The sequence below is a fragment of the Salinibacterium sp. M195 genome, assembly GCF_019443965.1.
Lineage (GTDB): Bacteria > Actinomycetota > Actinomycetes > Actinomycetales > Microbacteriaceae > Rhodoglobus.
The window spans coordinates 874744-898921 of record NZ_CP040814.1; the positions used below are offsets into that span (position 1 = coordinate 874744).

The 24178-nt window shown below is 60.8% G+C and carries 24 protein-coding genes, 3 tRNA genes and 1 pseudogene; 17 read left to right on the forward strand and 11 right to left on the reverse strand.

Features of this window, described 5'->3' with window-relative positions; translation table 11 throughout:
• Positions 1–51: 51 nt before the first annotated feature.
• The gene (locus FFT87_RS04150) at positions 52–219 is read right to left on the reverse strand and encodes a hypothetical protein (RefSeq protein WP_219950101.1); all 168 of its coding nucleotides are present in this window, start codon (positions 217–219) and stop codon (positions 52–54) included.
• Here FFT87_RS04150 and FFT87_RS04155 point away from each other — a divergent pair.
• The gene (locus FFT87_RS04155) at positions 218–2332 is read left to right on the forward strand and encodes an acyl-CoA dehydrogenase (RefSeq protein WP_219950102.1); all 2115 of its coding nucleotides are present in this window, start codon (positions 218–220) and stop codon (positions 2330–2332) included. The two genes, FFT87_RS04150 and FFT87_RS04155, sit on opposite strands and share 2 nt — an antisense overlap.
• On the opposite strand, the gene FFT87_RS04160 is transcribed toward FFT87_RS04155, so the two are convergent.
• The 3 genes from FFT87_RS04160 to FFT87_RS14520 form a co-directional block, all read right to left on the reverse strand.
• On the reverse strand, positions 2310–3935 hold the full coding sequence (locus FFT87_RS04160; protein ID WP_219950103.1) for a DHA2 family efflux MFS transporter permease subunit: 1626 nt from the start codon (positions 3933–3935) through the stop codon (positions 2310–2312). The two genes, FFT87_RS04155 and FFT87_RS04160, sit on opposite strands and share 23 nt — an antisense overlap.
• Entirely contained in the window at positions 3935–4729 is a 795-nt protein-coding gene (locus tag FFT87_RS04165) for a TspO/MBR family protein (protein WP_219950104.1), read from the reverse strand. The genes FFT87_RS04160 and FFT87_RS04165 overlap by 1 nt, the downstream gene beginning before the upstream one ends.
• A 110-nt stretch (positions 4730–4839) precedes the next feature.
• Positions 4840–4974, reverse strand: coding sequence for a hypothetical protein (locus FFT87_RS14520; protein ID WP_255560050.1), 135 nt, complete (start codon positions 4972–4974; stop codon positions 4840–4842).
• A 61-nt stretch (positions 4975–5035) separates the two neighbouring features.
• On the opposite strand from FFT87_RS14520, the gene FFT87_RS04170 reads away from it, so the two are divergent.
• On the forward strand, positions 5036–5902 hold the full coding sequence (locus FFT87_RS04170; RefSeq protein WP_219950105.1) for a neutral zinc metallopeptidase: 867 nt from the start codon (positions 5036–5038) through the stop codon (positions 5900–5902).
• A 36-nt stretch (positions 5903–5938) separates the two neighbouring features.
• Here FFT87_RS04170 and FFT87_RS04175 read toward each other — a convergent pair whose 3' ends face one another.
• Positions 5939–6988 carry a formylglycine-generating enzyme family protein gene (locus FFT87_RS04175; RefSeq protein WP_370628568.1) on the reverse strand — a complete coding sequence of 350 codons (1050 nt, stop codon included), beginning with the start codon at positions 6986–6988 and terminating at the stop codon, positions 5939–5941.
• A gap of 217 nt (positions 6989–7205) precedes the next feature.
• Positions 7206–7631 (reverse strand): hypothetical protein, encoded by a 426-nt coding sequence (locus tag FFT87_RS04180; RefSeq protein ID WP_219950106.1) that lies wholly within the window; start codon positions 7629–7631, stop codon positions 7206–7208.
• A gap of 696 nt (positions 7632–8327) precedes the next feature.
• Here FFT87_RS04180 and FFT87_RS14745 point away from each other — a divergent pair.
• Positions 8328–8659 (forward strand): annotated as a pseudogene (locus FFT87_RS14745) (ester cyclase).
• A 48-nt stretch (positions 8660–8707) separates the two neighbouring features.
• On the opposite strand, the gene FFT87_RS04195 reads toward FFT87_RS14745, so the two are convergent.
• The 3 genes from FFT87_RS04195 to FFT87_RS04205 all read right to left on the reverse strand — a co-directional run bounded on the left by FFT87_RS04195 (position 8708) and on the right by FFT87_RS04205 (position 9033).
• Positions 8708–8780, reverse strand: a tRNA-Phe gene (locus FFT87_RS04195).
• 78 nt (positions 8781–8858) lie between these two features.
• A tRNA-Asp gene (locus FFT87_RS04200) sits at positions 8859–8932 on the reverse strand.
• Positions 8933–8957: 25 nt separating this feature from the next.
• A tRNA-Glu gene (locus tag FFT87_RS04205) sits at positions 8958–9033 on the reverse strand.
• 259 nt (positions 9034–9292) lie between these two features.
• Here FFT87_RS04205 and FFT87_RS04210 point away from each other — a divergent pair.
• Entirely contained in the window at positions 9293–10579 is a 1287-nt protein-coding gene (locus FFT87_RS04210; protein WP_219950107.1) for a M23 family metallopeptidase, read from the forward strand.
• On the opposite strand, the gene FFT87_RS04215 is transcribed toward FFT87_RS04210, so the two are convergent.
• Together FFT87_RS04215 and FFT87_RS04220 are read right to left on the reverse strand one after the other, a co-directional pair.
• The gene (locus FFT87_RS04215) at positions 10576–11364 is read right to left on the reverse strand and encodes an inositol monophosphatase family protein (protein ID WP_219950108.1); all 789 of its coding nucleotides are present in this window, start codon (positions 11362–11364) and stop codon (positions 10576–10578) included. The genes FFT87_RS04210 and FFT87_RS04215 overlap by 4 nt on opposite strands.
• 324 nt (positions 11365–11688) lie before the next feature.
• Complete coding sequence (locus tag FFT87_RS04220) at positions 11689–12180, reverse strand: inorganic diphosphatase (protein WP_219950109.1); 492 nt, start codon at positions 12178–12180, stop codon at positions 11689–11691.
• Positions 12181–12228: 48 nt separating this feature from the next.
• Here FFT87_RS04220 and tilS point away from each other — a divergent pair, with 48 nt between their 5' ends.
• The 13 genes from tilS to panC all read left to right on the forward strand — a co-directional run bounded on the left by tilS (position 12229) and on the right by panC (position 24120).
• Positions 12229–13296: a tRNA lysidine(34) synthetase TilS gene (gene tilS, locus FFT87_RS04225; protein WP_219950110.1), complete on the forward strand. Its 1068-nt coding sequence runs from the start codon at positions 12229–12231 to the stop codon at positions 13294–13296.
• Positions 13286–13837, forward strand: a complete 552-nt coding sequence (gene hpt / locus FFT87_RS04230; RefSeq protein ID WP_197109408.1) for a hypoxanthine phosphoribosyltransferase — start codon at positions 13286–13288, stop codon at positions 13835–13837. The genes tilS and hpt overlap by 11 nt, the downstream gene beginning before the upstream one ends.
• Before the next feature lie 10 nt (positions 13838–13847).
• On the forward strand, positions 13848–15281 hold the full coding sequence (locus tag FFT87_RS04235) for a serine hydrolase (protein WP_219950111.1): 1434 nt from the start codon (positions 13848–13850) through the stop codon (positions 15279–15281).
• 171 nt (positions 15282–15452) lie between these two features.
• On the forward strand, positions 15453–17453 hold the full coding sequence (gene ftsH / locus FFT87_RS04240; protein WP_219950112.1) for an ATP-dependent zinc metalloprotease FtsH: 2001 nt from the start codon (positions 15453–15455) through the stop codon (positions 17451–17453).
• A 7-nt stretch (positions 17454–17460) separates the two neighbouring features.
• Positions 17461–18045: a GTP cyclohydrolase I FolE gene (folE, locus tag FFT87_RS04245; protein ID WP_219950113.1), complete on the forward strand. Its 585-nt coding sequence runs from the start codon at positions 17461–17463 to the stop codon at positions 18043–18045.
• Between the two features lie 16 nt (positions 18046–18061).
• On the forward strand, positions 18062–18865 hold the full coding sequence (folP, locus tag FFT87_RS04250; protein ID WP_255560121.1) for a dihydropteroate synthase: 804 nt from the start codon (positions 18062–18064) through the stop codon (positions 18863–18865).
• Positions 18862–19281 (forward strand): dihydroneopterin aldolase, encoded by a 420-nt coding sequence (gene folB / locus FFT87_RS04255; RefSeq protein WP_219950114.1) that lies wholly within the window; start codon positions 18862–18864, stop codon positions 19279–19281. The genes folP and folB overlap by 4 nt, the downstream gene beginning before the upstream one ends.
• Complete coding sequence (gene folK, locus FFT87_RS04260; RefSeq protein WP_219950115.1) at positions 19278–19808, forward strand: 2-amino-4-hydroxy-6-hydroxymethyldihydropteridine diphosphokinase; 531 nt, start codon at positions 19278–19280, stop codon at positions 19806–19808. The genes folB and folK overlap by 4 nt, the downstream gene beginning before the upstream one ends.
• Positions 19802–20290 carry a DUF3180 domain-containing protein gene (locus FFT87_RS04265; protein ID WP_219950116.1) on the forward strand — a complete coding sequence of 163 codons (489 nt, stop codon included), beginning with the start codon at positions 19802–19804 and terminating at the stop codon, positions 20288–20290. The genes folK and FFT87_RS04265 overlap by 7 nt, the downstream gene beginning before the upstream one ends.
• Positions 20287–20772, forward strand: a complete 486-nt coding sequence (locus FFT87_RS04270) for a PH domain-containing protein (RefSeq protein WP_219950117.1) — start codon at positions 20287–20289, stop codon at positions 20770–20772. Before FFT87_RS04265 ends, FFT87_RS04270 begins: the two co-directional genes overlap by 4 nt.
• Positions 20769–22511, forward strand: coding sequence for a PH domain-containing protein (locus tag FFT87_RS04275; RefSeq protein ID WP_255560052.1), 1743 nt, complete (start codon positions 20769–20771; stop codon positions 22509–22511). The genes FFT87_RS04270 and FFT87_RS04275 overlap by 4 nt, the downstream gene beginning before the upstream one ends.
• On the forward strand, positions 22511–23260 hold the full coding sequence (locus FFT87_RS04280) for a Rossmann-like and DUF2520 domain-containing protein (protein WP_219950118.1): 750 nt from the start codon (positions 22511–22513) through the stop codon (positions 23258–23260). The genes FFT87_RS04275 and FFT87_RS04280 overlap by 1 nt, the downstream gene beginning before the upstream one ends.
• On the forward strand, positions 23257–24120 hold the full coding sequence (panC, locus tag FFT87_RS04285; RefSeq protein ID WP_219950119.1) for a pantoate--beta-alanine ligase: 864 nt from the start codon (positions 23257–23259) through the stop codon (positions 24118–24120). Before FFT87_RS04280 ends, panC begins: the two co-directional genes overlap by 4 nt.
• Positions 24121–24178: the final 58 nt, after the last annotated feature.

The window sequence follows — 24178 nt, forward strand, 5'->3', positions numbered from 1 at the left end:
TCACGGAGGCCAACAACGGCACCTGAACAAAGATTCCCGGGCCTTGCGCGCTCAGCAGCGCAATACTTCCCACAACGCAACGGCGGCTGTTTTGCCGTTTCTCACAAAGGGATGCCGCAGCGCGGCATCCGCTTCGTTGACGGTGCACGACCCACTTTGCACCCGCACCGACCAGTCGTAGCGTGTGATTACCGAACTTTTAGGAATCGAGATAGCCATGACCCAGGTTCACAACCCGGCGACCGAAGCGGCGACGAGCACTCCCGCCGCCGCGCCAGACGACGCCACCACGACTTCTGCCGCCGCCACTCCCGAGGCTCCCGCCATCAACGTCGAATGGTTGGGCGAGTACCTGCTCGGCAAGTGGGCGAAAGCACGCAAAGAGTCGCGCGCGCTCATGACAAATCCGGAATTGCACCAGGTCAATGGGCTCTCGATGGCCGACCATCGTGAGCGTGTATTGAGCCAGATGTCGATCCTTGTCGACAACGGTGCCATTCAGCGCGCATTCCCGAGTGAGCTCGGCGGCGGCGACGACCACGGTGGAAATATCGCAGCCTTCGAAGAAGTTGTGCTCGCCGACCCGTCGCTGCAGATCAAGTCTGGCGTTCAGTGGGGCCTCTTCGGTGCCGCAGTGCTGCACCTCGGCACGAAAGAACACCACGACAAGTGGCTGCCAGACATCATGAACTTGACGACGCCGGGCGCGTTCGCCATGACCGAGATCGGCCACGGCTCGGATGTCGCGAGCATCGCCACGACCGCGACGTACGATCCAGACGCCGACGAGTTCGTCATCAATACTCCGTTCCGTGCGGCGTGGAAGGACTACCTGGGCAATGCCGCGCTTCACGGCAAAGCGGCGACAGTTTTCGCTCAGCTCATTACCAAGGACGTCAACCACGGAGTGCACGCGTTCTACGTTCCGCTGCGCGACGACAACGGTTTCCTGCCCGGCATTTCGGGCGAAGATGACGGCCTCAAGGGTGGCCTGAACGGCATCGATAACGGTCGACTGGCTTTCGACCACGTGCGCGTGCCCCGCGTCAACCTGCTCAACCGCTACGGAAACGTCGATGAGAACGGTGACTACAGCTCGGAGATCGACAGCCCAGGTCGTCGCTTCTTCACGATGCTCGGCACGCTCGTTCAGGGCCGCGTATCGCTCGATGGTGCCGCAGTGCTCGCGAGCAAGCTAGCCCTCACTATTGCCATCAAGTACGGTTCGGAGCGCCGACAATTCACGGCATCCAGCAACACAAACGAAGAAGTGATTCTGGACTACCAGCGTCACCAGCGTCGACTGCTGCCGCGACTGGCTCAGACCTACGCCATGTCGTTTGCGCACGAGGAATTCCTCGACAAGTTCGATGGCGTGTTCTCGGGTCGCACCGATAGCGAGGCTGATCGTCAAGACCTCGAAACCATTGCGGCTGCCCTCAAGCCACTCAGCACGTGGGCTGCGCTCGACACTCTGCAGGAGGCCCGTGAAGCGTGTGGCGGTTCTGGCTTTATGGCCGAAAACCGACTCACGCAAATGCGTGCCGACATGGACGTCTATGTCACCTTCGAGGGTGACAACAACGTGCTTCTGCAGCTTGTTGCCAAGCGTCTGCTCACCGACTACTCGCGCAAGTTTGCAGGAGCGGATGTTGGGGCGATGGCTCAGTACGTTGCCGATCAGGTCAGTGACGCTGCCGTGCACCGCACCGGTCTACGCCGCTTCGCGCAGAACGTGGTGGACTTCGGTTCAACCGCCCGTTCGATCGGCTATGTGCGCGACACAGACTCGCAACGTCAGCTTCTGACGGATCGTGTCGAAACGATGGTCGCGGATGTCGCTGGCAAGCTGCGTTCAGCCAGTAAGCTTCCGCAGGCTGAGGCTGCCGCTCTCTTCAACAGCCACCAGAACCAGCTCATCATGACCGCCTACGCGCATGCTGAACTGCTGCAGTGGGAAGCGTTCACTCGGGCCCTCGAAAAGATCGAAGACAAGGACACCGCCAAGGTCATGACCTGGCTACGCGATCTCTTCGGCTTCACCCTGATCGAGAAAAACCTCGCGTGGTACCTCATGCACGGTCGCATTTCCACGAACCGCGCTCAGGCCATCACCGACTACATCGATGACCGCCTGCTGCCCCGCTTGCGTCCGCAGGCTCTCGACCTCGTCGCGGCATTCGGTCTCACCGACGAGCTCGTACGGGCACCGATCGCCTCGGGCGCTGAGGCCGTTCGCCAGAACGAAGCTCGCGACTACTACGCCGGACGCCGCGCCTCAGGCGAAGAGCCCGTTCACGAAAAGGATCTCAAGAAGAAGAAGCGCCGCTAGCCGCGCCCTCCACGCCCTCCGCGCCTTCGGTGTCATCGTCGCCACGACGTGCGCCGTCGAGGCGGAGGCTGGCGAGGAATCCGATCGCCAGAAAACCGGCAGCGGCGAAGGCGGAATACCGTGTCGAGTCAGTGAAGGCTTGGCGGGCGTCGGCTGCGGCATCCGGAGATTTCGCATCGAGAGCGCTGATGCCGGTGCCCGCAGAGTCAACGACGAGGTCGACGATCTGGGTGCGCGCGGTGGCCGGAATCTCACCACGTTCGGCGAGCTTGGCGTCGAGGCCAGTGCCGAGGCTTGCGAAGAGCACGGTTCCGAGAATCGCGATGCCGAGGGCTGAACCGATCTGGCGAGCGGTGCTCTGGGTTCCCGAGCCCTGACCGGATTGGCTGAGGGGAACATCCTTCAGTACAACGCTCGTCAGCTGGGCTGTCGCGAGGCCGACACCGAAGCCGTAGACAAAGAGGCCAGGCGCGATGTGCCACCAGGCGGCATCCGGACTCAGGCCGAACGCGACGATGAGCACGCCGACAATTTCGGCGCCGATGCCGACGCGCACGATCGTGACAGGGGTGACCTTGTTACCGAACGCTCCGGCGAATCCGCTCGCGACGAACGAACCGATGGCAAGCGCAAGGATGACGAAACCCGTCTGCAGGGCGTCGTAGCCGAGCACATTTTGTAGCCACAGCGGTAGTGAGAGGATGATGCCGAACTCGCCGAGAGAGACGATCATCGCGGCGATATTTCCGTTGCGGAATGACGCAATTCGCAGCAGTCCAAACGCGAGCATCGTTGATTTTCCAGCGCGCTCGCGGGCAAAGCCCCAACGCACAAAGGCGATGCCCGAGACCACGGCGAGGGCGAAAGCGAAGGGGATGGGCGACACGTTCCAGGTCCACAAGTCTGGCGGGGTGTCGCTGAGGAACCAGCCGTAACTGCGGCCCTCGATGAGGGCGAAAACGAGCGACGCGAACAGAACGACCGAGAGGGCGGCGCCGACGACATCCACTCGTCTCTGAGCGGATGCTTCGCGAGACTCGATCGTGAAAATCAGGATGCCGATGACGATGATCACGCCGAGGGGAACGTTGATGCCGAAAGCCCAGCGCCACGAGTAATACGTGGTGAGCCAGCCGCCGAGCAGGGGCCCGACCGCGGCCATTCCTCCGATGGTGGAACCCCAGACGGCGAAGGCGATAGCGCGTTCTCGGCCACGGAAGGTGGCATTGATGGTGGAGAGGGAAGCCGGCAGGATCATCGCGCCACCGATGCCTTGCACCAGACGGGAGGCAATCAGTAGTTCACCGGTGGCGGCGGTCGCAGCAAGGATGGAGGAGAGCGCAAAAATCGCGACGCCGATGAGGAGAACGCGCCGGCGGCCGTAGCGATCAGCAAGCGTGCCGAACACGAGTAACAGAGCTGCGAAGACGAGGGTGTAGCTCTCTTGCACCCACTGAACCTGAGTCGAATTGAGATCAAGTTCTTCGACGACGGAGGGGATCGCGACGTTGACAATGGTGGAGTCAACGATGATGAGCGCGACGGCAATGCTGATGAAGAGGAGGCCCAACCAGCGTTTGCGTGAGGCGCGGGCGTCGTTCACTAGGAGGTCTGTTCGGAGCGAAGTCTGCCGATAGTGAAGGCGGCGGCGCTGGCGAGCACCGCGACGACAGCAACGATGGCGGCAACGGCGGTAGGTTGCGAGATGAGGTCGCCACTGAGGCGACCGACGGCTACCCAGGCGAGACCCCAGCTCAGCGAGAGCGCCGGCGAAAAGTGAGCGCGGCCACGGGCGGCAAGCGCGATGCCAACAGCTCCGGCGACGAACACGATGGTCACACCCCACACATCTTCGGGGATGCCGAAGCCAGCGAAACCACTGGCATTCAGCCAGGCGGTGATGTTGGCTGCAGTCGCAACACAAACCCAGCCCAGATAAAGGCCGACGGTTCCGTCAGTGACAATCGCATCGATTGCGCCAGCGGCGGGGATCTTCACCGTAATCAGGTACGCCCGAATGAGCACCGCAAGCAAAAGGATGATCACGGGAACGCTGAGGGTGAGCAGGCCGTATTGGATGGAGAGAATCCACGCTGCGTTCAACACGAGGGAGGCCGCGATCCAGTAGCCAACGCGGCGGTGCAGTTCTGCGCTGCTCTGCTTGGGCAACATTTGCCAGACAGCGTAGGCGACGAGGCCGAAGTAGATGACGCTCCAGATGCCGAAAGCCGAGCCTGCGGGAGCGATGACGGTGGCGTCTGCGCTGAGCGCGCCGCCCGCGGCATCCTGGATCGGAGTTCCCCCGGCAGCACCCGAACCTACGAATGCCCCAATGAGGGCAAAGGTCGCGCTCGCAGCGACAGTGATCTGGCGGACTACATCTCTGGATTCGCGCATCACGTTCTCCTTCGGTTGGGCTTTAGCCTAGAACTCCTGTGGCGGAGTTGACCGAAGAATCGCTGAAAGATGGGTGGTGCTCAGCAAGCGCGTCCGTGGACGAGCAGTGTTTAGTGGGTGAAACCGCCGAGCAAGCTCGGGGCGGCCAGATTCACGAGCAAGATGATGCCGGTGAGGGCAACGATCGCGCCCATTACGACGAGCACTGCCTTGCCCAGAACGGTAATTACGGAGATGAAAGTCATGCCCCAAGGATATCTGAGTGGTCACGGCCCTGGTCGCGGCAGCGCGTAGTAAATTCTCACCATGACGTTCAACGACAATGCGCGCATCAACCCAGACAAAGTTTCGCGACGCGGGCGCGGCAAGGGTATTGCCATCGGCGGTGGCAGCACCTTGCTTGTTATTGGCCTCTTCATCGCCTCCCAATTATTGGGCATCGACCTGACGGGGCTTGCCGGCGGCGGCTCGGCGGGCGGTGAGCAGCAACAGGATCAAGCGCTCTCGGAGTGCACCACGTCTGAAGCCGCCAATAACAGCACCGATTGCCGAATTGCGGGGGCAGCAGATTCTCTCGATACCTACTGGGCAAGTCAGGTCGAGGGGTACCGCACAACGGAGGTCGTTCTCTTCACTAGTCAGATCAGCACGGGATGCGGCGGTGCGACGAGCGCGAGCGGTCCGTTCTATTGCCCTCCCGACGAGACAATCTACGTCGACACTGCTTTCTACGACGATCTGCGCACTCGATTTGGTTCGACGGGTGGGCCGCTGGCCGAGATGTATGTCATTGCGCACGAGTGGGCTCACCACATCCAGAATTCCACCGGAATCATGGATGGAATCGACCGCCAAGCCACGGGACCCTCCTCAGATTCGGTGCGACTTGAGCTGCAAGCGGACTGCTTTGCGGGGGCCTGGGTGGGCGCGGCATCCACTATCACCGACGATGATGGGGTGGTCTTTCTCGACCCCGTGACGGATGCCCAAATTGCGGATGCTCTGAATGCGGCATCCGCTATCGGCGACGACCGCATCCAGGAGTCGACGCAGGGTCAAGTCACTCCTGAGACGTGGACGCACGGCTCGAGCGACAAGCGTCAACAGTGGTTCACGACCGGGCTCAACGGCGGACCGAGCGCATGCAACACCTTTGAAGTAGCGACGCCGTAGGTGGTGCTTGTGCGCTCACGGAGCGCACCTGGATGATTACAGCGAGACGGTGCGGAACCCCGCGTTACCCATCGATGAGTCTGGTGTGTTCTGCGAGCGGGCCGAGTTGCGGTACCGGTTGCAGTACGAGATGTGACACAGGTAGCTGCCGCCGCGCAGCACCCGCACGGTTCCAGCGGCAGGGCCCGTCGGGTTCTCCGTGGGGGAGTCGACCGGGAGCGTTGCGTAGAAGTTCGGGTCATACCAGTCGGCGCACCACTCCCAAATATTGCCAACAGTTTGGAAAAGTCCGTAGCCGTTGGGCTCGAAGCTGCGCACAGGCGCGGTGGTGAGATATCCGTCGTCGAGGGTGTTGGTGCGGGGAAAGTCGCCCTGAAAAATGTTGGTGCGCCAGCCCCCGGCATCCATTTCGTCATCACCCCACGGGTACTTGGCTTGGTCGATACCGCCGCGGGAGGCGAGCTCCCACTCGGCTTCTGTCGGCAGCCGTCGGCCAGCCCAAGCGCAGTACGCTTCGGCATCGTTGAAGCTGATGTGGGTCACCGGATGATCGCCCAACTCTTCGACGGAGGTGTTGCGCCCGCCGGGGTGCTTCCAGTCGGCGCCAGTGACGCCGAACCACCAGGGTGCGCCCGCCGCTTGCCCCACAATGTCTTCGTCCGGTGCGTCGGCGGCGAGGTGGAACACCGCAGAGTAGCCAAAAGTTTCAGCCTCGGTGAGGTAGCCGGTGGCCTCCGCGAAACGGACAAAGTCGTCGTTGGTGACGCTCGTGACGTCGATCGAGAAAGCGTCGAGCGAGACCGGATGTTGCGGCACTTCGCCATCGGCTTCGTTGCGGTCGCCCGAGGAATCGCCCATCACGAAGGTGCCTGCGGGGATAGCCGCTTGCTCGATGATGTGGTCACCAGATCCGGGCGTGATCGGCGTCGTTGCTGTTGCTTTTGCTCTTGCCGCGGTCGCTTCGGATGACGCAGTCGCGGACGACGTGGTCGGTGCTGAGAGCGGCATCCCGAGGGGCGCAGTTGCGCTTCGCTGGGGCGTGCAGGTGCAGTTGTCTCCGCAGCTCGAGTTCGTTGAATCATCCACCGCTCCAGCTTATTCCTGTGCTGGATGGCTCAGTACCGTGCTCATCGCGCCCGTGGTCGGGCAGAGCGATGGCAGTTTCTTCGTGAAGACTTGTTCCGCTCCTGGTCGCCATGCGCAGAATCAACCCGTCTCGTCTCGACCGTCGGGAATCGGGGGTTGACTTGGTGCGAGAGCGCCTCAGGCGCGGATCAGCTGTTCGCTGGGGTGGTGCGGCTTGTCATGCTTTTTGGGCCGGCTTCAAGTCGGGCAGAAGGCGCGCCACAATGTCGTTGGCGATGTACTTCGGGAATGCCCAGGCCAAGTCGCCATCATGCGTAGAAAGAACAAAATGCGCGGAGTCTGCCCAGGCTGGGGTAGTCCCGAAGTGTGGTTCCTCAGCAATTGGCGTGAGGTTGAGCACCGGAATTCTGCGTTCGCCCACAATTCCCATCGTCGGAACGAATTTCAGGTGGTGGTCGGTGATTTCGCAGACACCGTTGCTCCATTCGGTGCCGATGTTGAGAACGCGACCATCGATCGCCCGAAGAGCACAGATCACTTTGTTTTCTTCCAGGAGACGGCGATCACGCGTTCGGTGGTTGATCGGGCCCCAATAGATAACTGTGCCGAAAATGAGGGCGAAAAACTCGAAAATAGCCGTCATCCTGCCGTCTCGTCTCGTCTCGTCGTGGCGTTCGAAGGAGTGCGTCTCGCTGCCATGGCAATTGAGGATACTCAGTCTCAGTCTCAGTCTCAGTCTCAGTCTCAGTCTCAGTCTCAGTCTCAGTCTCAGTCTCGGTCTCAGTCTCATTCCCATTCCCGGTCCCGGCGGAGGCGGCAGAGGATGCGGAGGTGTTGCGTTGGCAAGGCAGGTCAGTTTCGTGCTCTTGCTGCACCTTTCGCGATTGCCTCCTCGGAAACTCAGGAGAATCGGCGGGCGCAACACAAACAGCCTTGGCATCCCAGGCTTTGTCGCGCGCCGATTGCGCGATCTCCTGAATTTCCGTGACGGCCGGGACCGCGTGACGGTGTGACGGGGTGACGGCCGTGACCGCGTGACGGCCGGGACCGCGTGACGGCCGGGACCGCGTGACGGCCGGGACCGCGTGACGGCCGTGACCGTGCGACGGGGTGACTGCGCAACTGCGCGACTGCGTGACGGGGTGACGGCGCGAACGCGCGACAGCGCCGCAGCACACCGAATGAGCGCGGAGATACTCTGTGGTCGTGCCGTTCGCTGCACCCTGGGCTCTAAAGCGTTGCCATAACGGACAATCAGGAGTTCGTCGAGAAGCTTCATCACATCTGAAATACCGGAGATTATGGTCTAATCGCTGATGTTTTCGGGCCCGACTTCGTTGTGCACTGGCCGAAAGGCTTCCTCGTGAACGAGAGCCGCGGGCTCGAGGGCGTCCGCGAGGCCATCGAAGGGATCAAGTCAGCTTTTCCGGATTGGCACGAATCGGTGTTGGACCTGATCGTCGGTGACGATCGCGTCGTCACGCGGTACACGTCGACCGGTATGCATCTGGGCCGATATGCGGGGTCGAGGCAACAGGCAAGAAGATAGAGCTCGATGAAATATCGATCTATCGCATCGAAAACGGAAGAATCGCAGAGCAGTGGTGTCTATCTGATGATGTTTCCACGCTGCTCACCCTCGGGCTGCTGCAGAGCGCTCCCGATACGTGAGGGCAAAAAAATGACCCTCGCCCAGTAGAAGCCCGGGAAAGGGTCAAGTGGCTCCGACGGGCGTCGATCCCGTGACCTCACAATTTTCAGTCGTGCGCTCTACCAACTGAGCTACAGAGCCGTAAGAGTTGCCTCTTACTCGTAGGGGTTTCCCCCTACTACAGAAAAAGCCCCTCCTTGCGAAGAGGCTTTCTGTTTGCGACCCTGACCGGACTTGAACCGGCGACCTCCGCCGTGACAGGGCGGCGCGCTAACCAACTGCGCTACAGGGCCTAGCTATTAAATTCTGTGGTGTGTCTGGTGACCCCAACGGGATTCGAACCCGTGCTGCCGCCGTGAAAGGGCGGTGTCCTAGGCCACTAAACGATGGGGCCTCGAAGTCACAGAACTTCTTAGCTACCGAGGGAAAAGCATACGGTGCGTTTCGTGATTTACCAAACTGAGAAGCAAACCTATTTGGTATTTCGTGAAACGCTTTTTCCCAACAGGCTTAAATGTACCTGACTCTGAGCGCTTCAGATACTACGTTCATTAAATGGTTGAGACTTTTGGGCCGCATGTTGTTAGTGTGGTCAATGTTATTCGTGTGACTAATGGCCATTGGTCGGCGCTCAACAACGGTTTAGGGGAACAATGAACGTCACGCATGCGCGTCGGGGGACCGCAGCAAAGCTCACGCTTCGCTCACTAACTTTTCGAGTTGTCGGCTTTACCGCTGCGCTCAGCCTTGTTGTCGGCGTCACTCTCTACAACGGCAGCATTCAGGCAGCATTCGCCGACGACTACCCAACCTGGAGTGACGTCACTGATGCCCGCAACAATGAAGCGGCCACGAAAGTTGTCGTTGCGCGCATCAAGGCCGCACTTGTCGAATTCGAAGCTCAAGCGATCGCAGCCCAGAAAGATGCCGAAAACAAGGGCAACATCTGGCAAGAGGCCGACACTAAGTACCAGGCCAAGGCAGCTCAAACCGAAACTTTGCAACAGCAAGCGGATGCCGCAAGCATCGAAGCTGACGAAGCAGAGAAGCGCATCAGTGAGCTTGCTTCGCGCCTCGTACGTGCTGGCGGTGGCGATGTGACCACGAACCTTCTCGCTAACTCGCAAGACGCAGATGCCCTGCTCTACAACTTGGGCATGTCGTCAAAGATTTCCCAGCAGACGTCCGCACTATTCGATCGTGCAGTTCAGGCCCGCAACACGGCGCAGTCGCTGAGCGATGCCGCCGAAGTTGCCCGTGCCGAACTTGAAGTGCTCAAGATCGCCGCCGAGAAGGCCTTCGTTGAGGCTCAGGAGGCGTCACAAGCCGCTGCCGCCGCCTTAGTGGAACAGCAGGAGCGCAAGATTGAGTTCGATGCTCAGCTGGCCGCTCTGACGTCTGCGCGCGAAGCGACTGAGACGAGCTACCTTGCTGGTGTCCGCGAGCGTGAGAAGATTCGGGCGGCCCAGCAGGCCGCAGCGGAGGCAGCGGCTCAGGTTCCCAACATCGATGCGGGTGAGATCAGTCTGAGCGGATGGGTTCGCCCCGCCGGTGGGTACATCACCGCCGTGTACGGAAACAGCGCCAACTATGGTTCTAGCTTCCACAAGGGTGTTGACCTCGGCTCTAGTTGCAATTCGAGCATCTACGCCGCGTCGAGTGGAACCGTTGTCTATGCGGGTTACGGCTGGAACGGTGGCTACGGCAACTACATCATCATCGAGCACGCCAATGGTCTACGCACCGCCTACGGCCACATCGTTGCTGGCGGCATCCTTGTCTCGTACGGCCAGAATGTGGCTGTTGGTACGAAGATCGCACGCGTTGGTTCCACCGGAAATTCCACCGGCTGCCACCTTCACTTCGAGGTTCGCCCCGGTGGATGGAACACCACTGACCCGGTCTCGTTCATGTCGAACCAGGGCATTCGCCTCGGCTAACGAGTAGCCGCAGGCCTTGTGCGCACGTTCTCGAGTGCGGTGCGAATGCCGCCGCGCATACCGGAGGGGCGTTCAACGGTCACTCCTGATTCTTCAGCGATAACGGCACCGGCAGCCCAATCGAACTCGTATAGATCTGTTTCCACGAATGCGTCTAGCCGACCGTCAGCGACCTCGCAGAGGCCGAGGGCAGCCGAGCCCAAACTTCGGATATCGCTGAACCCCGACATCAGTTCCGGGATCATGGCGAACTGGGTTTCCCTAACTTCGCGTGAGTAGGAGAAGCCCAAACCGAGAAGTCTGGTTCCGGGACGCTCAGACGGACCGTGTAACTGCCGAGTGCCCTCCGTCGTAGTGAGCCACGCGCCGCCACCCCGCGTTGCGAAGTACAGTCGGTTTAGTGCCGGCGCGTTGACCACGCCGACAAGCCACGTGTTAGTTTCCGTATCTATCGCGGCGATCGACGTGCAGAAGTACGGATTCCCTCGCGCATAGTTTGTGGTTCCGTCCATGGGGTCTATCGACCAGCGGATCGGAGAGCGTGTTGCGCCGCGGTCTTCCAACTCTTCACCGGTGATGGCATCAAACGGCCTGCGGCGCACGATCTCACTACGGATAGCGACTTCCGCGGCAAGGTCAACGTCGGTCACAATGTTTCCGGCTTCACCTTTGGTCGTGATCTCGAGGACGTCATGAATCTTGTCGAGTAGGAGCGAACCCCCAATTTTGGCTGCTGATTGTGCGATGTCCATCAGCTCACTGAGCTCGTATCCAGAATTGCTCATCAGTGGATCCTGCTTTCCGCTAAACGGCGTGAGAAGTGCGTTTTTTGCACTCTTCCGTATTCGACAAGGTGGCTTCGCAACACCATAACCTGCCGGGAACGCTGCACTCCCTCCGGTGATGAAGCGAGCTGTTGGGGCGTCAGAGCAGGTGCAGGCAAAGCAGGCGAGGCCGTTGCGCGCGGGGCTATTTATGGCCTAGCGAGCCCGATTTACGGCTCGCTAAGGGGACCATTACTAACTCACAGCTCAACTCTTCCGAGTTTGATCGAAAAAGGAAAAATCGGTCCGACTATTCACCGGCAACTCTGGGACCGCGCAGAGGCTTTAGTGGCCTTCGGCCTTGAGCTTCTCGAAGCCAGCGACAACGATCGCTTCGGCTTCTGCTGCGTCGCCCCAGCCGTCGATCTTGACCCACTTGCCGGGCTCAAGGTCTTTGTAGTGCTCGAAGAAGTGCTCGATCTCTTTGCGAGTGAACTCAGGAACATCGTTGAGGTCCTGGATGTGCGACCAGCGTGGGTCCTTCGCCTGAACGCAAATGACCTTCGAGTCGATGCCGCCGTCGTCGCTCATGTTGAGCACAGCAACGGGGCGCACCGAGATGCCAACACCGGGGAAGGTGGGGGCGTCGAGCAGGATCAATGCGTCTACGGGGTCACCGTCGAGGCCGAGAGTGTTCTCGAAGAAGCCGTAGTCGGTGGGGTAGGCGAACGTCGTGAAAAGAAAACGGTCCAGAAAAACGCGACCAGTTTCGTGGTCAATTTCGTACTTGTTCCGGCTTCCGCGCGGAATCTCAACGACAACGTCGTATGCGGCCATGTAGCTGCTCCTAAGAAAATTGTGGGGTTGCTGCAATAACGTTACTGGATGCACTCCGAACGGCGCCCCCGTCTTACTCCCGCAATTGCTGACGTGCGGCGTGCTGTGCGCACTGCGCTTACCTCGTTGCCTGCTGCCAGCGCTGTCTCGGTTGCGAAAAACGATGCAGGATCTGGCTCAGGTGCAAGCGCAGAGCCGCTCGTGCTTGTTGCCCTCAGCGGCGGTCCTGACTCTCTCGCACTTGCGGCCGCAACGGCCTTCGAAGCGTCCAAGATGGGCATGCGAGCCGGTGCCGTGATCGTGAATCACAACCTTCAAGACGGGTCTGCGGATGTCGCAGCCGCCGCAGCCCAACAGGCCCGCGACCTCGGGCTTGACCCCGTCGACATCCGCTCGGTTCTCGTCGGCGACGCCGGAGGGCCAGAGTCTGCCGCCAGGGACGTGCGTTACGCGGCGCTCGCCGCAGCCGCCGCCGAGCATGGCGCGATCCGTGTGCTGCTGGGCCACACCCTCGACGATCAGGCAGAAACGGTGCTGCTTGGCCTTGCCCGCGGCAGTGGCGCCGGCAGTCTCAAGGGCATGGCGGTCGACACTGGCCAATACTTGCGGCCGCTCTTGGCAGTGCCGCGAAGCACGACCGTGCAGTTCTGCACAGACTCCGGGATTGCGGCGTGGAATGACCCCCACAACCTCGATACCTCGTACACGCGAGTGCGGGTTCGACAGACTGTTTTGCCGTTGCTGGAAAAGGAACTCGGCCCTGGCATCCGCGACGCTTTAGTGCGCACGGCCGACCAAGCTCGCGAAGATGCCGAAGCTCTCGACCATTTTGCCGAAGAAATGGCGGAAGATTTGGCCGATATTTCGGAGGCAGGAATCTCGTTGCCGGTTGGCGCGCTCGCTGCGAATCCGGCCGCTCTTCGCCAGCGTTTGATTAGGTTGGCGGTGGCCAGCGAGTTCCACGTTTCGCTCAGCCGCACCCACACTCTGGAGATCGCAAGACTCGTCACCGACTGGAGAGGGCAGGGACCGATCCATGTTCCCGGCGTTAGGGTTGAACGACGAGAGAATCTTCTCCACTTTTCGGCCCACAGTGAGGAACGCGATGCAGTTTAGCGATGTCGAAGGAGACCTCAGCGAGGTCCTTCTGACCCAGGAAGAGATCCACGAGAAGATCGCCGTGATGGCGCGTCAGATCGAGGCCGACTATGCCGGCGAGAAGCTGCTGCTGGTTGGTGTGCTGCGCGGTGCTGTCATGGTGATGGCTGACCTCGCACGTGAACTCAACCTGCCCATCGAGATGGACTGGATGGCCGTCTCCTCGTATGGCGCCGGCACGCAGTCTTCGGGTGTCGTTCGCATCCTCAAAGACCTCGACAGCGACCTTGAGGGCCGCAAGGTGCTCATCGTTGAGGACATCATCGACTCCGGTCTGACGCTTTCATGGTTGCTCGGCAACCTGCGCAGCCGCGGTGCTGCCTCCGTGGAGATCTGCACCCTGCTGCGTAAGCCGGATGCCGCCAAGGTCGAGGTAGACGTCAAGTACGTCGGTTTCGACATCCCCAACGCGTTCGTGATCGGCTACGGCCTCGACTACGCCGAGAAGTACCGCAACCTGCGCGGCGTCGCAGTGCTCGCTCCTCACGTCTACGCCTAGGGCTCGCTGAATGAGGGCGAAGGCAGCAATCGATCAGGCGACCAACGAGATCGTTGGACTGTTTGAGAATCGGGTGACCGAGCAGAAAACTCCCGGCACGTTTTTCGCGGTCTTTGGGCCGGATGGCATCGTGCTGGAGGGTGGCTACGGCGAGAAAATTCTCGGCGAGGGCACCGCTCCCGATCGCGACACCGTGTTCCGCATCGCGTCGTGCACCAAGAGCTTCACATGCACGATGTTACTGATGCTGCGCGACCGTGGGCAGCTCGACCTTGATGCACCGATCACTGACTTTGTGCCCGCGTTCCGGCCGCTCGCGCCCGAAGCTGCTCCCGTCACGCCGAGTGTGCGCCAGCTCATGACGATGTCGGCCGGGTTCCCCACCGATAACCCGTGGGGCGACCGCATGGAGGAGATGACTCGGGCCGAGCTCGACGAGTTCGTGGCAACGGGCATCCGCTATTCCACAACGCCGGGCACTCGATTTGAGTATTCGAACCTCGGGTACGCGCTGCTCAACGAAGTGATTGCTGAAGTGACGGGTCGCAGCTACCTCGAGGCGATGACCGCGGAGATTCTCGAACCGCTTGGCCTCACCTCGACCCGTTTCGATGAAGATCCGGATGCGGATGTCGCCCTCGGTTACCGGCTAGCCAATGGCGCGTGGCAGGTTCAGCCGTTCACTCTGCCCGGGGTGTTTTCGGCCATGGGTGGCCTATTTTCGACCGCGACCGATCTGGTGCGCTGGTCGCTGTGGCTCGCTGGCGCCCTCGATCCAGAGGACACCTCAGACGGACCGTTGTCTGCCGCCAGCCGTCGTGAACTGCAGCAGATTCAGCGCGCAGTGCCGGGAAACATGTCGAAGGTTGCCGAGTTCACGGAGCCGACAGCTCACGGCTACGGCTACGGACTGTTTGTCGATGAGGGCACGACGAAGATCGTCTCGCATTCGGGCGGCTACCCGGGTTTCAGTGCGCATATGCGCTGGCATGCGCCAACCGGCCTCGGCATTGTGGCGTTTGAGAATGGCACCTTTGCGGCATCCTCGATTCCAGCAACTCAGGCGTTGCAAGCTGCACTCAACAGCTACGGCGAGCTGACGACGCCGGCACCAGCGTGGCCCGAAACTCTTGCCGCGCGCGAGGTGTTCGACGGCCTCGTTCGCCAGTGGGATACGCCAAGTGCCGAAGCTGTCGCGGCGGTGAACCTGGCGCTCGACGTTCCCTACGAGGAACGCATCGCTGACATCGCGAAAGCGATTGCCGAGGTAGGGCCGCTCACGGATGCTCCGCTAACCGAACTGCCCCGCACCCTCAGCGATACCCCGGCGGTCACCAATTGGACGATCGAAGGCGAACGGGGGCGAATCAAGTGCCACGTCTTGATGAGCCCTGAGCTTCCCCCGCGAGTTCAAACCTTCGCTGTGAGCACAGAAAATCACTAGGCCAGACGGCAGCGGCGCTCGCAGCATCCATCACTGAGGTGAGGGAGTTGAGATCGCTAAACAACGCGCATTACGCCGAGGGAAAACACGCAGTCGTCTTGCAGCGCAGTAACGGTAACCTTGCAGCACGTTTCTTCAGAGAGAGGTACTGGGTCCCTGACCCGGAACATCATGGATTTTAAGCGCATTTTTCGCGGCCCGGTTCCGTACATCATCATCGGTATCGCTGCAGTTTCTATCGCCGCAACCCTCCTGCTTGGGGAGGGCTACAAAGAGGTGACGACCCAAGAGGGTCTTAGCCTGCTTGAGGGGTCGACGGTCACGTCCGCCACCATCATCGATGGCGAGCAGCGTGTTGACCTTGAACTCTCGAAGGCCGCTGGCGACAACGGCAAGAAGGTGCAGTTCTACTACGTTGCACCCCGCGGCACGGAGATCGTTTCTGCGATCAACGGTGCAGACGTTAACAAGTTCAACGACCAAGTTCCGCAAGAGAACTTCTTCGTCTCGTTCCTGTCGATCATGCTCCCGTTCCTCATCATCGGTGTCATCTTCTTCTTCATCTTCAGCCGCATGCAGGGCGGCGGCGGCAAGGTCATGCAGTTCGGCAAGTCCAAGGCCAAGCTCGTGGGCAAAGACACCCCACAGGCAACCTTTGCGGATGTCGCCGGTGCTGACGAAGCCATCGAAGAGTTGGAAGAAATCAAAGACTTCCTGAAGGAGCCGGCCAAGTTCTTAGCTGTTGGCGCTCGCATCCCGAAGGGCGTACTGCTGTACGGCCCTCCCGGAACCGGTAAAACACTGCTTGCTAAGGCAACCGCTGGTGAAGCCGGCGTGCCGTTCTACACAATCTCTGGTTCTGACTTCGTAGAAATGTTCGTGGGTGTTGGTGCAAGCCGCGTTCGTGACCTCTTCGAGCAGGCCAAGCAAAATGCTCCCGCGATCATCTTCATCGACGAGATCGATGCTGTCGGTCGTCACCGTGGTGCCGGAATCGGTGGCGGTAACGATGAGCGCGAACAGACCCTCAACCAGTTGCTGGTCGAGATGGATGGCTTCGATGTGAACGCCAACGTCATCTTGATTGCCGCGACTAACCGCCCAGACGTTCTTGACCCTGCGCTTCTTCGCCCCGGTCGCTTTGACCGCCAGATCGGTGTTGATGCTCCTGACATGCAGGGCCGCAAGCAGATCCTCGAAGTGCACGGCAAGGGCAAGCCCATGGCCGAAAGCGTTGACCTTGAGGTGCTTGCTCGCAAGACTCCTGGTTTCACCGGTGCAGACCTCGCCAACGTTCTTAACGAAGCAGCACTGTTGACGGCGCGCTCGAACGCACAGCTCATCGACAACCGTGCCCTCGACGAGGCCGTAGACCGCGTGATGGCTGGCCCGCAGCGTCGTTCGCGTCTCATGAACGACAAAGAGAAGCTCATTACCGCCTACCACGAGGGTGGTCATGCGGTGGCTGCTGCCTCGATGCGCAACACTGACCCCGTCACCAAGATCACGATTCTTCCTCGCGGTCGCGCCCTCGGCTACACGATGGTGATGCCCCTCGAAGACAAGTACTCCGTTACACGCAACGAGTTGCTTGATCAGCTCGCTTACGCGATGGGTGGCCGCGTTGCCGAAGAAATCGTCTTCCACGACCCGACGACCGGCGCATCCAACGACATCGAAAAGGCAACATCGATTGCGCGTCGAATGGTCACCGAATATGGCATGAGCGCCAGAATTGGTTCCGTCAAGCTGGGCACCGGATCGAGCGAACCGTTCATGGGTCGCGACATGGGTGCCACCCGCGAATATTCCGACGAGTTGGCCAAGATCATCGACGAAGAAGTTCGCGTGCTGATCGACCAAGCCCACGACGAGGCCTGGCAGATGCTGAACGAGAACCGCGACGTACTCGACAAGCTGGCACTTGAATTGCTCGAAAAAGAGACCCTCGACCACAACGAGCTTGAGAAGATCTTCACGGGTATGGCCAAGCTGCCGGAACGCCCACAGTGGCTCTCGAGTGATGCACGCCCCGTTTCGCAACTGCCTCCGATCGAGGTTCCCCAGAAACGCACTGAGGCCACCGAAGCAGTCGAGGGCGACGACAGCACCCCGTCGCAGCCGGAACGTAAGCCACGGCCACGCAAGTCGCCGGGCATCGCGACGGCCTAGTCAGACCATGTCGATCGACATCGCACGCATTGAGGCTGCGGTAGCCGAAATTTTGGATGCCGTTGGCGAAGACCCGGCGCGAGCTGGCCTCACGGCCACACCGCGCCGGGTCGCTCAGGCTTATGCCGAGTTCTTCGCTGGCAACGATGTCGACGCTCGGGAACATCTCTCCGACAGCATCGAGTTCACCGCCAATGCTGATCAGACTGGTGAGCTTGTTGTTCTGCGCGATATCGAGTTTCGGTCGATGTGCGAGCACCACTTGCTGCCGTTTCTGGGGGTAGCCCATCTGGCCTATGTTCCGGATGAGCGGATCATCGGCCTCGGCAATTTAGCCAGAGTTGTCGAGACAATTTCCGCGCGAGCGCAACTTCAAGAGCGGCTCACCGAGGAGATCGCTGATGCCATTGACGATGGCCTTTCTCCGCGAGGCGTTCTCGTTGTCATCGATGCGGTTCACGGGTGCGTTTCTGCCCGAGGTTCGCGACAGACGTCCAGCTCAACGGTCACTCTTGCGTCGCGAGGGGTGCTGAGCAACCCGGTCGAGCGCGCAGAAGTTATGGCGCTCATTGGCCGAGGTGGCAATGCGTAGAAGGCCGCAAGTGCCCGTGCCGCGGGTCATGGGCATTCTTAACGTGACCCCCGATTCGTTCAGCGACGGCGGCCAGTTTTCTCACGTCGATCGGGCGATCGCTCACGGTCTCGAACTGAGAAATCAGGGCGCAGACATCGTGGATGTCGGGGGAGAGTCGACTCGTCCCGGTGCCGAGAGGGTTCCACCAGCGCAAGAGCAACAGCGCGTGATCCCCGTGATCGAAGCGCTCGCGGCCGAGGGAGTGACGGTGAGCATCGACACGATGAATGCCGAGACTGCTGTGGCCGCGGCGAAGGCCGGTGCATCCATCATCAATGATGTGTCTGGCGGTCTCGCTGACCCGGAGATGTACCGCACTGTTGCCGAAACTGACCTGTTCTATATCGCGATGCACTGGCGCGGGCACAGCAGCGAGATGGCCAGTTTGGCGAACTACACCGACGTGGTCACTGATGTGCGCGCTGAATTGAAAGACCGCCTCGTCGAAATGATGGTGTGGGGAATCAACCCCGACCGCGTCGTGCTCGATCCAGGACTGGGCTTTGCCAAGAGTGCCCGCCACAATTGGGCGCTGCTGGCACGGCTCGATGAGTTATCTTCCCTTGGGTGTCCCATCCTCATCGGTGCATCGCGCAAACGCTTTCTCGGAAAACTGCTTCCCGCGGATGCCGCAATTACCGACCGCGATCTTGCCACCGCCGTGATCAGCAACGTCGCAGCGCAAGCACACGTTTGGGGTGTGCGAGTGCACGATGTAGCGTCAACTCAGGTCGCGCTTTCGATTTACACCGAATTGCAGAAGGGTAAGAAACGATGAATCCTGCACTCGACGAACTCACTCTCACCGGGTTGCGTGCCACCGCTTTTCATGGCGTCTTTGACCATGAACGTCGCGACGGTCAGGTCTTCATTGTCGATGCAACGGTCTATCTTGATCTGGCAGCGGCAGCACGCACTGACGAGCTCACCCGCACCATCCACTATGGCGAGCTGGCAGAAGAGATTGTCGCTGCGGTGGAATCGAACCCCGTAGATCTCATCGAGACGGTGGCGGAACGAATCGCGGCTGTTGTGCTCGCTCACGAAGCCGCCGTGAGTACCAAAATTACCCTCCACAAGCCATCGGCTCCGATCACGGTGCCGTTCGATGACGTGTCGGTCACCATTACCCGCCACCGCGCTGCACCGAGCCACACGGCCGGGTTCAGCGCAGCGCCGCAAAGACTCTCGTGACACGACAACAACGCCTCCGGGTCGAGCTGCCGGTTGTGCTTGCGCTCGGCAGCAATCTTGGCGATCGGGAGTCGACTCTGCGCGCGGCCGTGCACGCCATCAATGCTCTTGACGGCGTCACGGTGGATGCCGCCTCCAGCATCGTGCAAACGCCAGCACTCAAACTTGCCGGCGTCGACCACTCGGCACCCGCGTACCTCAACGCGGTCGTGCTCGCTCGCAGCGCGCTGGAGCCTCACGCCCTGCTCGAGCGACTCCAGCACATCGAACACGAGCATGGCCGGGTGCGGGACGAGCGCTGGGGTGACCGTACTCTCGACATCGACATCGTGACGTTTGCGCATTTGTTGGTGGATGACGAACTATTGACGATTCCCCATCCGCGAGCTGGAGAGCGTGCGTTTGTGCTCGTGCCGTGGCTGCAGCTTGACCCCGGTGCCGTCGTGCCCGGTGTCGGCGCCGCGGCGGAGCGTCTTTCCGGCATTGAGAATGATGCAACCGAGTTCGAGGCGGAACCCCTGTGGTGAGCCGCACCTCGCCGCTGCACTTGGTCATGGTGGCTGTTGTTGGTGCGGGCGCAGGATGGCTCCTTGAAGTGCTGCTGACCGCATCCGGACGCCCGATCGTGATCCCCTCGATTTCGTTAGCGATTTCGCTGTTCGTCATCGCCGCCGTGCTCGTCGTGCTCGCCGTGCCCATTTACCGTTCCTCGCGCGGACTGCGTCGAAAACGAGTTAACCCGTTTTATGCGCTTCGCGTGGTGGTGCTAGCTCAGGCCTCAAGCTTCTCGGGGGCGTTGCTCGGTGGGGGCACTCTCGCCATCGCGTTCTACTTGTTGAGCCGCACGGTGTCGCCCGGCTCAGGATCGATTACCGCTAGTTTCGTGGTTTCAGGAGGCGCGGTAGGGTTGCTGGTCGCGGGACTCGTCGCTGAATATTTGTGCACTCTCCCGCCCGATGATGACGACTCGTCGTCGGCGAATCCGATGGATCCCCAAGGAGCAGCGTGACTGAGCGACTCGACCTACCTGACACTGAATGGCGCGGAGTCTCACGCAAATACATTGTGGTGGAAGTTGTTGGCCTCATCATCGTTGGGGTAATTATGATGATTGCCACCTCGATCCCCGCGTTCGTGACCGGCATTGTGTGGTTCGCCGCGATTCCGATCTCGCTCGGAATCATCTTCCTCATCAATATTCTGCTCACCCCACGACGGGTGCGCGCCATCGGTTACATGATGCGCGCCGATGACCTCGTGTTTCGTCGCGGACTGATGTTCCGCCGCGTGGTTGCTGTGCCCTATGGCCGGATGCAACTCGTTGACATCAATCGTGGCCCCCTCGATCGCGCGGTGGGCTTAAGCGAACTCAAATTTGTGACGGCAGCGGCATCCACCGGCGTTGTTATTCCTGGGCTGCCGCAGCAGGATGCTGAGGAGTTGAGAGACACGCTCGTCGCCCTGGCTGAGAGTCGTCGGGCCGGGCTGTGAGCGAGCTCAACGAGCACGAACCGGAACGGGCCGACCTCGCCGAGTCGCAAGTGCCGGCTGCCAACCTTGCCGAGCAGGTAGCGCCCGTCTCCGAACCCGCCGAGCCGGTAGCGTCCGTCGCCAACCTTGCCGGGCTCCCCGCCGAAGCTCAACGACTTGCCGATGGTGAATGGCATCGCCTGCACCCGGCCACCCCACTTTTGCGCGGTGGCATCGCGCTCATTGCCGTCATCGGCGTAATCGTCGTCAATGCTCGAGACTTCTTCCTCGAAACGCTCTTCAACAGCCGCAATGAATTCGATCCCTTTACGCGACTTGCGGAGTCTGGCTTCTTGATTCCGGCGATCCTTATCGTGCTCGCCGTGCTCATTCTTAGTGTGCTCGGCTTCTACTTCTCGTGGCGGATGAACACCTTTCGCATCACTGATGAGCTGGTCGAAGTGCGCAGCGGAATTCTGTTCCGCACTAATCGTCGGGGGCGGCTCGACCGCATCCAGGGCATCAATATCTCTCGGCCGATCTTCGCCAGACTCTTCGGTGCGGCCAAGCTTGAAGTGAACGTGGCTGGTCAAGATGCCAACGTGGAGCTCGCCTACTTAGGCTCTCGGGGCGCGGATGAACTGCGCCGCACGATTCTGCAGCTTGCCTCAGGAACTCGGGCGGCTGAAGCCGCTGCAGCGAGTGTCTCGAGTGCCGTCAGCGAGTTTGGAACTCAGGGCGCAGTAGCGGGCGAACCGGCGAGCAACAGCGAACATGTGGGCCTGATCGAGTCGCGCGTGAACGAATTTCTGGCGCCCGAACTCGACCCGGATGCTGCTCCTCCGGAATCGATCGTGCGGATCAGTATCCCCAGGTTGATCGGGTCGATCGTGTTGAGCGAGGCCACGATTATTGCCGTGTTGGCCGGCGTGGGAATCATTGTCACGATCGCCATTACCGGCCAATATGGGTGGCTGTTCGCCTTCCTGCCTGGCGTGCTCGGTCTTGGCGGTTACCTCGCCTCGCGACTGACGAAGTCGCTGCGGTACTCGATTGCGTCGACTCGCGATGGCATCCGCGTGGGGTACGGCTTGCTGTCGACGACTAATGAAACGCTTCCCCCCGGACGCATCCACGCCGTCGAGGTCTCTCAACCCTTGCTGTGGCGCCCTGCCGGTTGGTGGGAAATCAAGATCAACACGGCATCACAGGCCACGAGCGCCACGGGGGACGCCGCAAAGAAGACGCTGCTGCCCGTCGGCGATATGGCCGATGTGCACCGGGTATTGCAACTGATCCTGCCGACCCTCGCCGATGAAAAGTCGCGCGAACTGCTCGAATGTGGCCTCGCAGCGGGAGCCCACGACGATGACTTTGTGACGTCGCCGAAGCGGGCGCGGGCACTGCGGTGGTTCTCGTGGCGTCGCAACGGGTTCACCATGATTTCGGATGCTGTCGCCCTGCGCAAGGGATCAATCTGGCGTTCCTTGGTGCTGGTTCCGCAAGCGCGCATGCAGAGCGTCAGCATGGGCGAAGGTCCGCTGCTGCGCCGGATGGGTCTCGCGGAATTACGCGTGCATACGGTCGCCGGCCCCATCTCCGCCACTATTGGTGCTCTCGATCGCAACGATGTCATCAGGTTCTTTGACGAAGTTTCGCGCGCCGCCGTGCTCTCGGCGAGCGTCGATACGAGTCACCGCTGGGGCAGCGCGGCAACCGAGATGACCCCCGCCGCTAAGGCGATCGGGGATACCCCGTAGTGGCACCGGCAGCAGGCCGGCTAGGAATCGGCATCATCGGCGCGGGTAAAGTCGGCCCAATTCTGGGGGCGGCGCTCGCCGGAGCCGGTCACGCAATCGTGGGCATCGCCGCGACTTCTGAGCGCAATCTGGAGCGCGCGAGTGCGATTCTTCCTGATGTTCCCGTGCTCGATATTCCGACTCTGGTTGAGCGAAGTGAACTCGTGATTCTGGCGATTCCCGAAGGCGAGATCGAGTCGTTCGCGCAAGGCCTGGCCAGCGCGGGAGTGTGGCAGCCGGGCCAGCTGGTGCTTCACACCGCGCCAGGACTCGGTTATACCGCGCTCGCACCGGCCTTGGCCGCTGGCGCGATTCCGCTTGCCGTGCATCCGGCCATGGTGTTTACGGGCACCAGCCTCGACCTCACGCGACTACACGAAACGTATTGTGCGGTGAGCGCGCCAACTCCTGTTCTTCCGATTGCGCAGGCGCTCGTGGTTGAGATGGGGGCAGAGCCCATTGTGATTGCGGAGAACGAGCGCGCAGCGTGGGCAGAGGCGGTCAGCACAGCGACAAGTTTCTCGGCGGCGATCGTGGGGCAGTCACTCAACTTGCTTGAGAACGTCGGCGTAGAGAACCCGGCTCGTGTCTTGGGCCCGCTCTTGCGCTCCTCTGTTGAGAGTGCGCTCGCTTACGCAAGTGCGACTAGCATCGATGTTTCCTCGTTCGACACCGAACAGAGGCCCCATTCACAGGAGGATCCCTCGTGATTTCACACCCTCGCCCCCAAGTTATTGAGACCGTCGCTGGGATGCGCGATGTAGTAGCCCACGAGCGCGACGCTGGTCGCACCGTTGCTTTGACACCAACTTTGGGAGCGCTCCACCAGGGTCACCTTGCGCATGTTGAGCGTGCGGCCGAACTCGCGGACGTGCGTATCGTCTCGATTTTTGTGAATCCCACCCAGTTCGGTGCGAACGAAGATCTGGACAAGTATCCGCGAACGATGGACGAAGACCTCGACATGCTTGGCGCCCTCGGGGTGCCCTACGTTTTCGCGCCGAGTGTTGAAGAGATGTACCCAAAGGGCGAAACCTCCACGACAATCTCTGCCGGAAAAATCGGCACTACGTTTGAGGGCAAGTCTCGCGCTGGCCACTTCGATGGCGTGCTCACGGTAGTCGCGAAGCTGCTTGCGATCACGACTCCGCAGTTCGTCACCTTCGGCCAGAAAGATGCCCAGCAACTGTTCCTGGTCCGCCGCATGATTACCGACCTCAACATTCCGGTGCAGTTGGAGATCATCGAGACGGTGCGAGAAGACGATGGCCTCGCGCTCTCGAGTCGCAACCAGTTTTTGGATGCCAGCCAACGCGAAGCAGCCGTCATCTTGTCGACGGCGCTGAAAGCCGCGACCTCGGCCGCTGACAGTGGCCTTGACGCGGTGATCGCGGCCGCGCAGGGTGCGCTCATGGGGCAATCGGGCGTCGAGCTCGACTACTTCACCGTTGTTGACACCGAGACCTTCATACCGGTGCCCGATGGCTTCCGTGGGCCGGCGACGGCGATCGTGGCGGCCCGTGTCGGAGACACTCGTTTGATCGACAATCTCTCGCTCTACGTCGGGTAGTTTTTCGGCTGATTCGGCGGCGCGGCGGGGTAGTCGCATCCCGGCTACGATTGAGGGC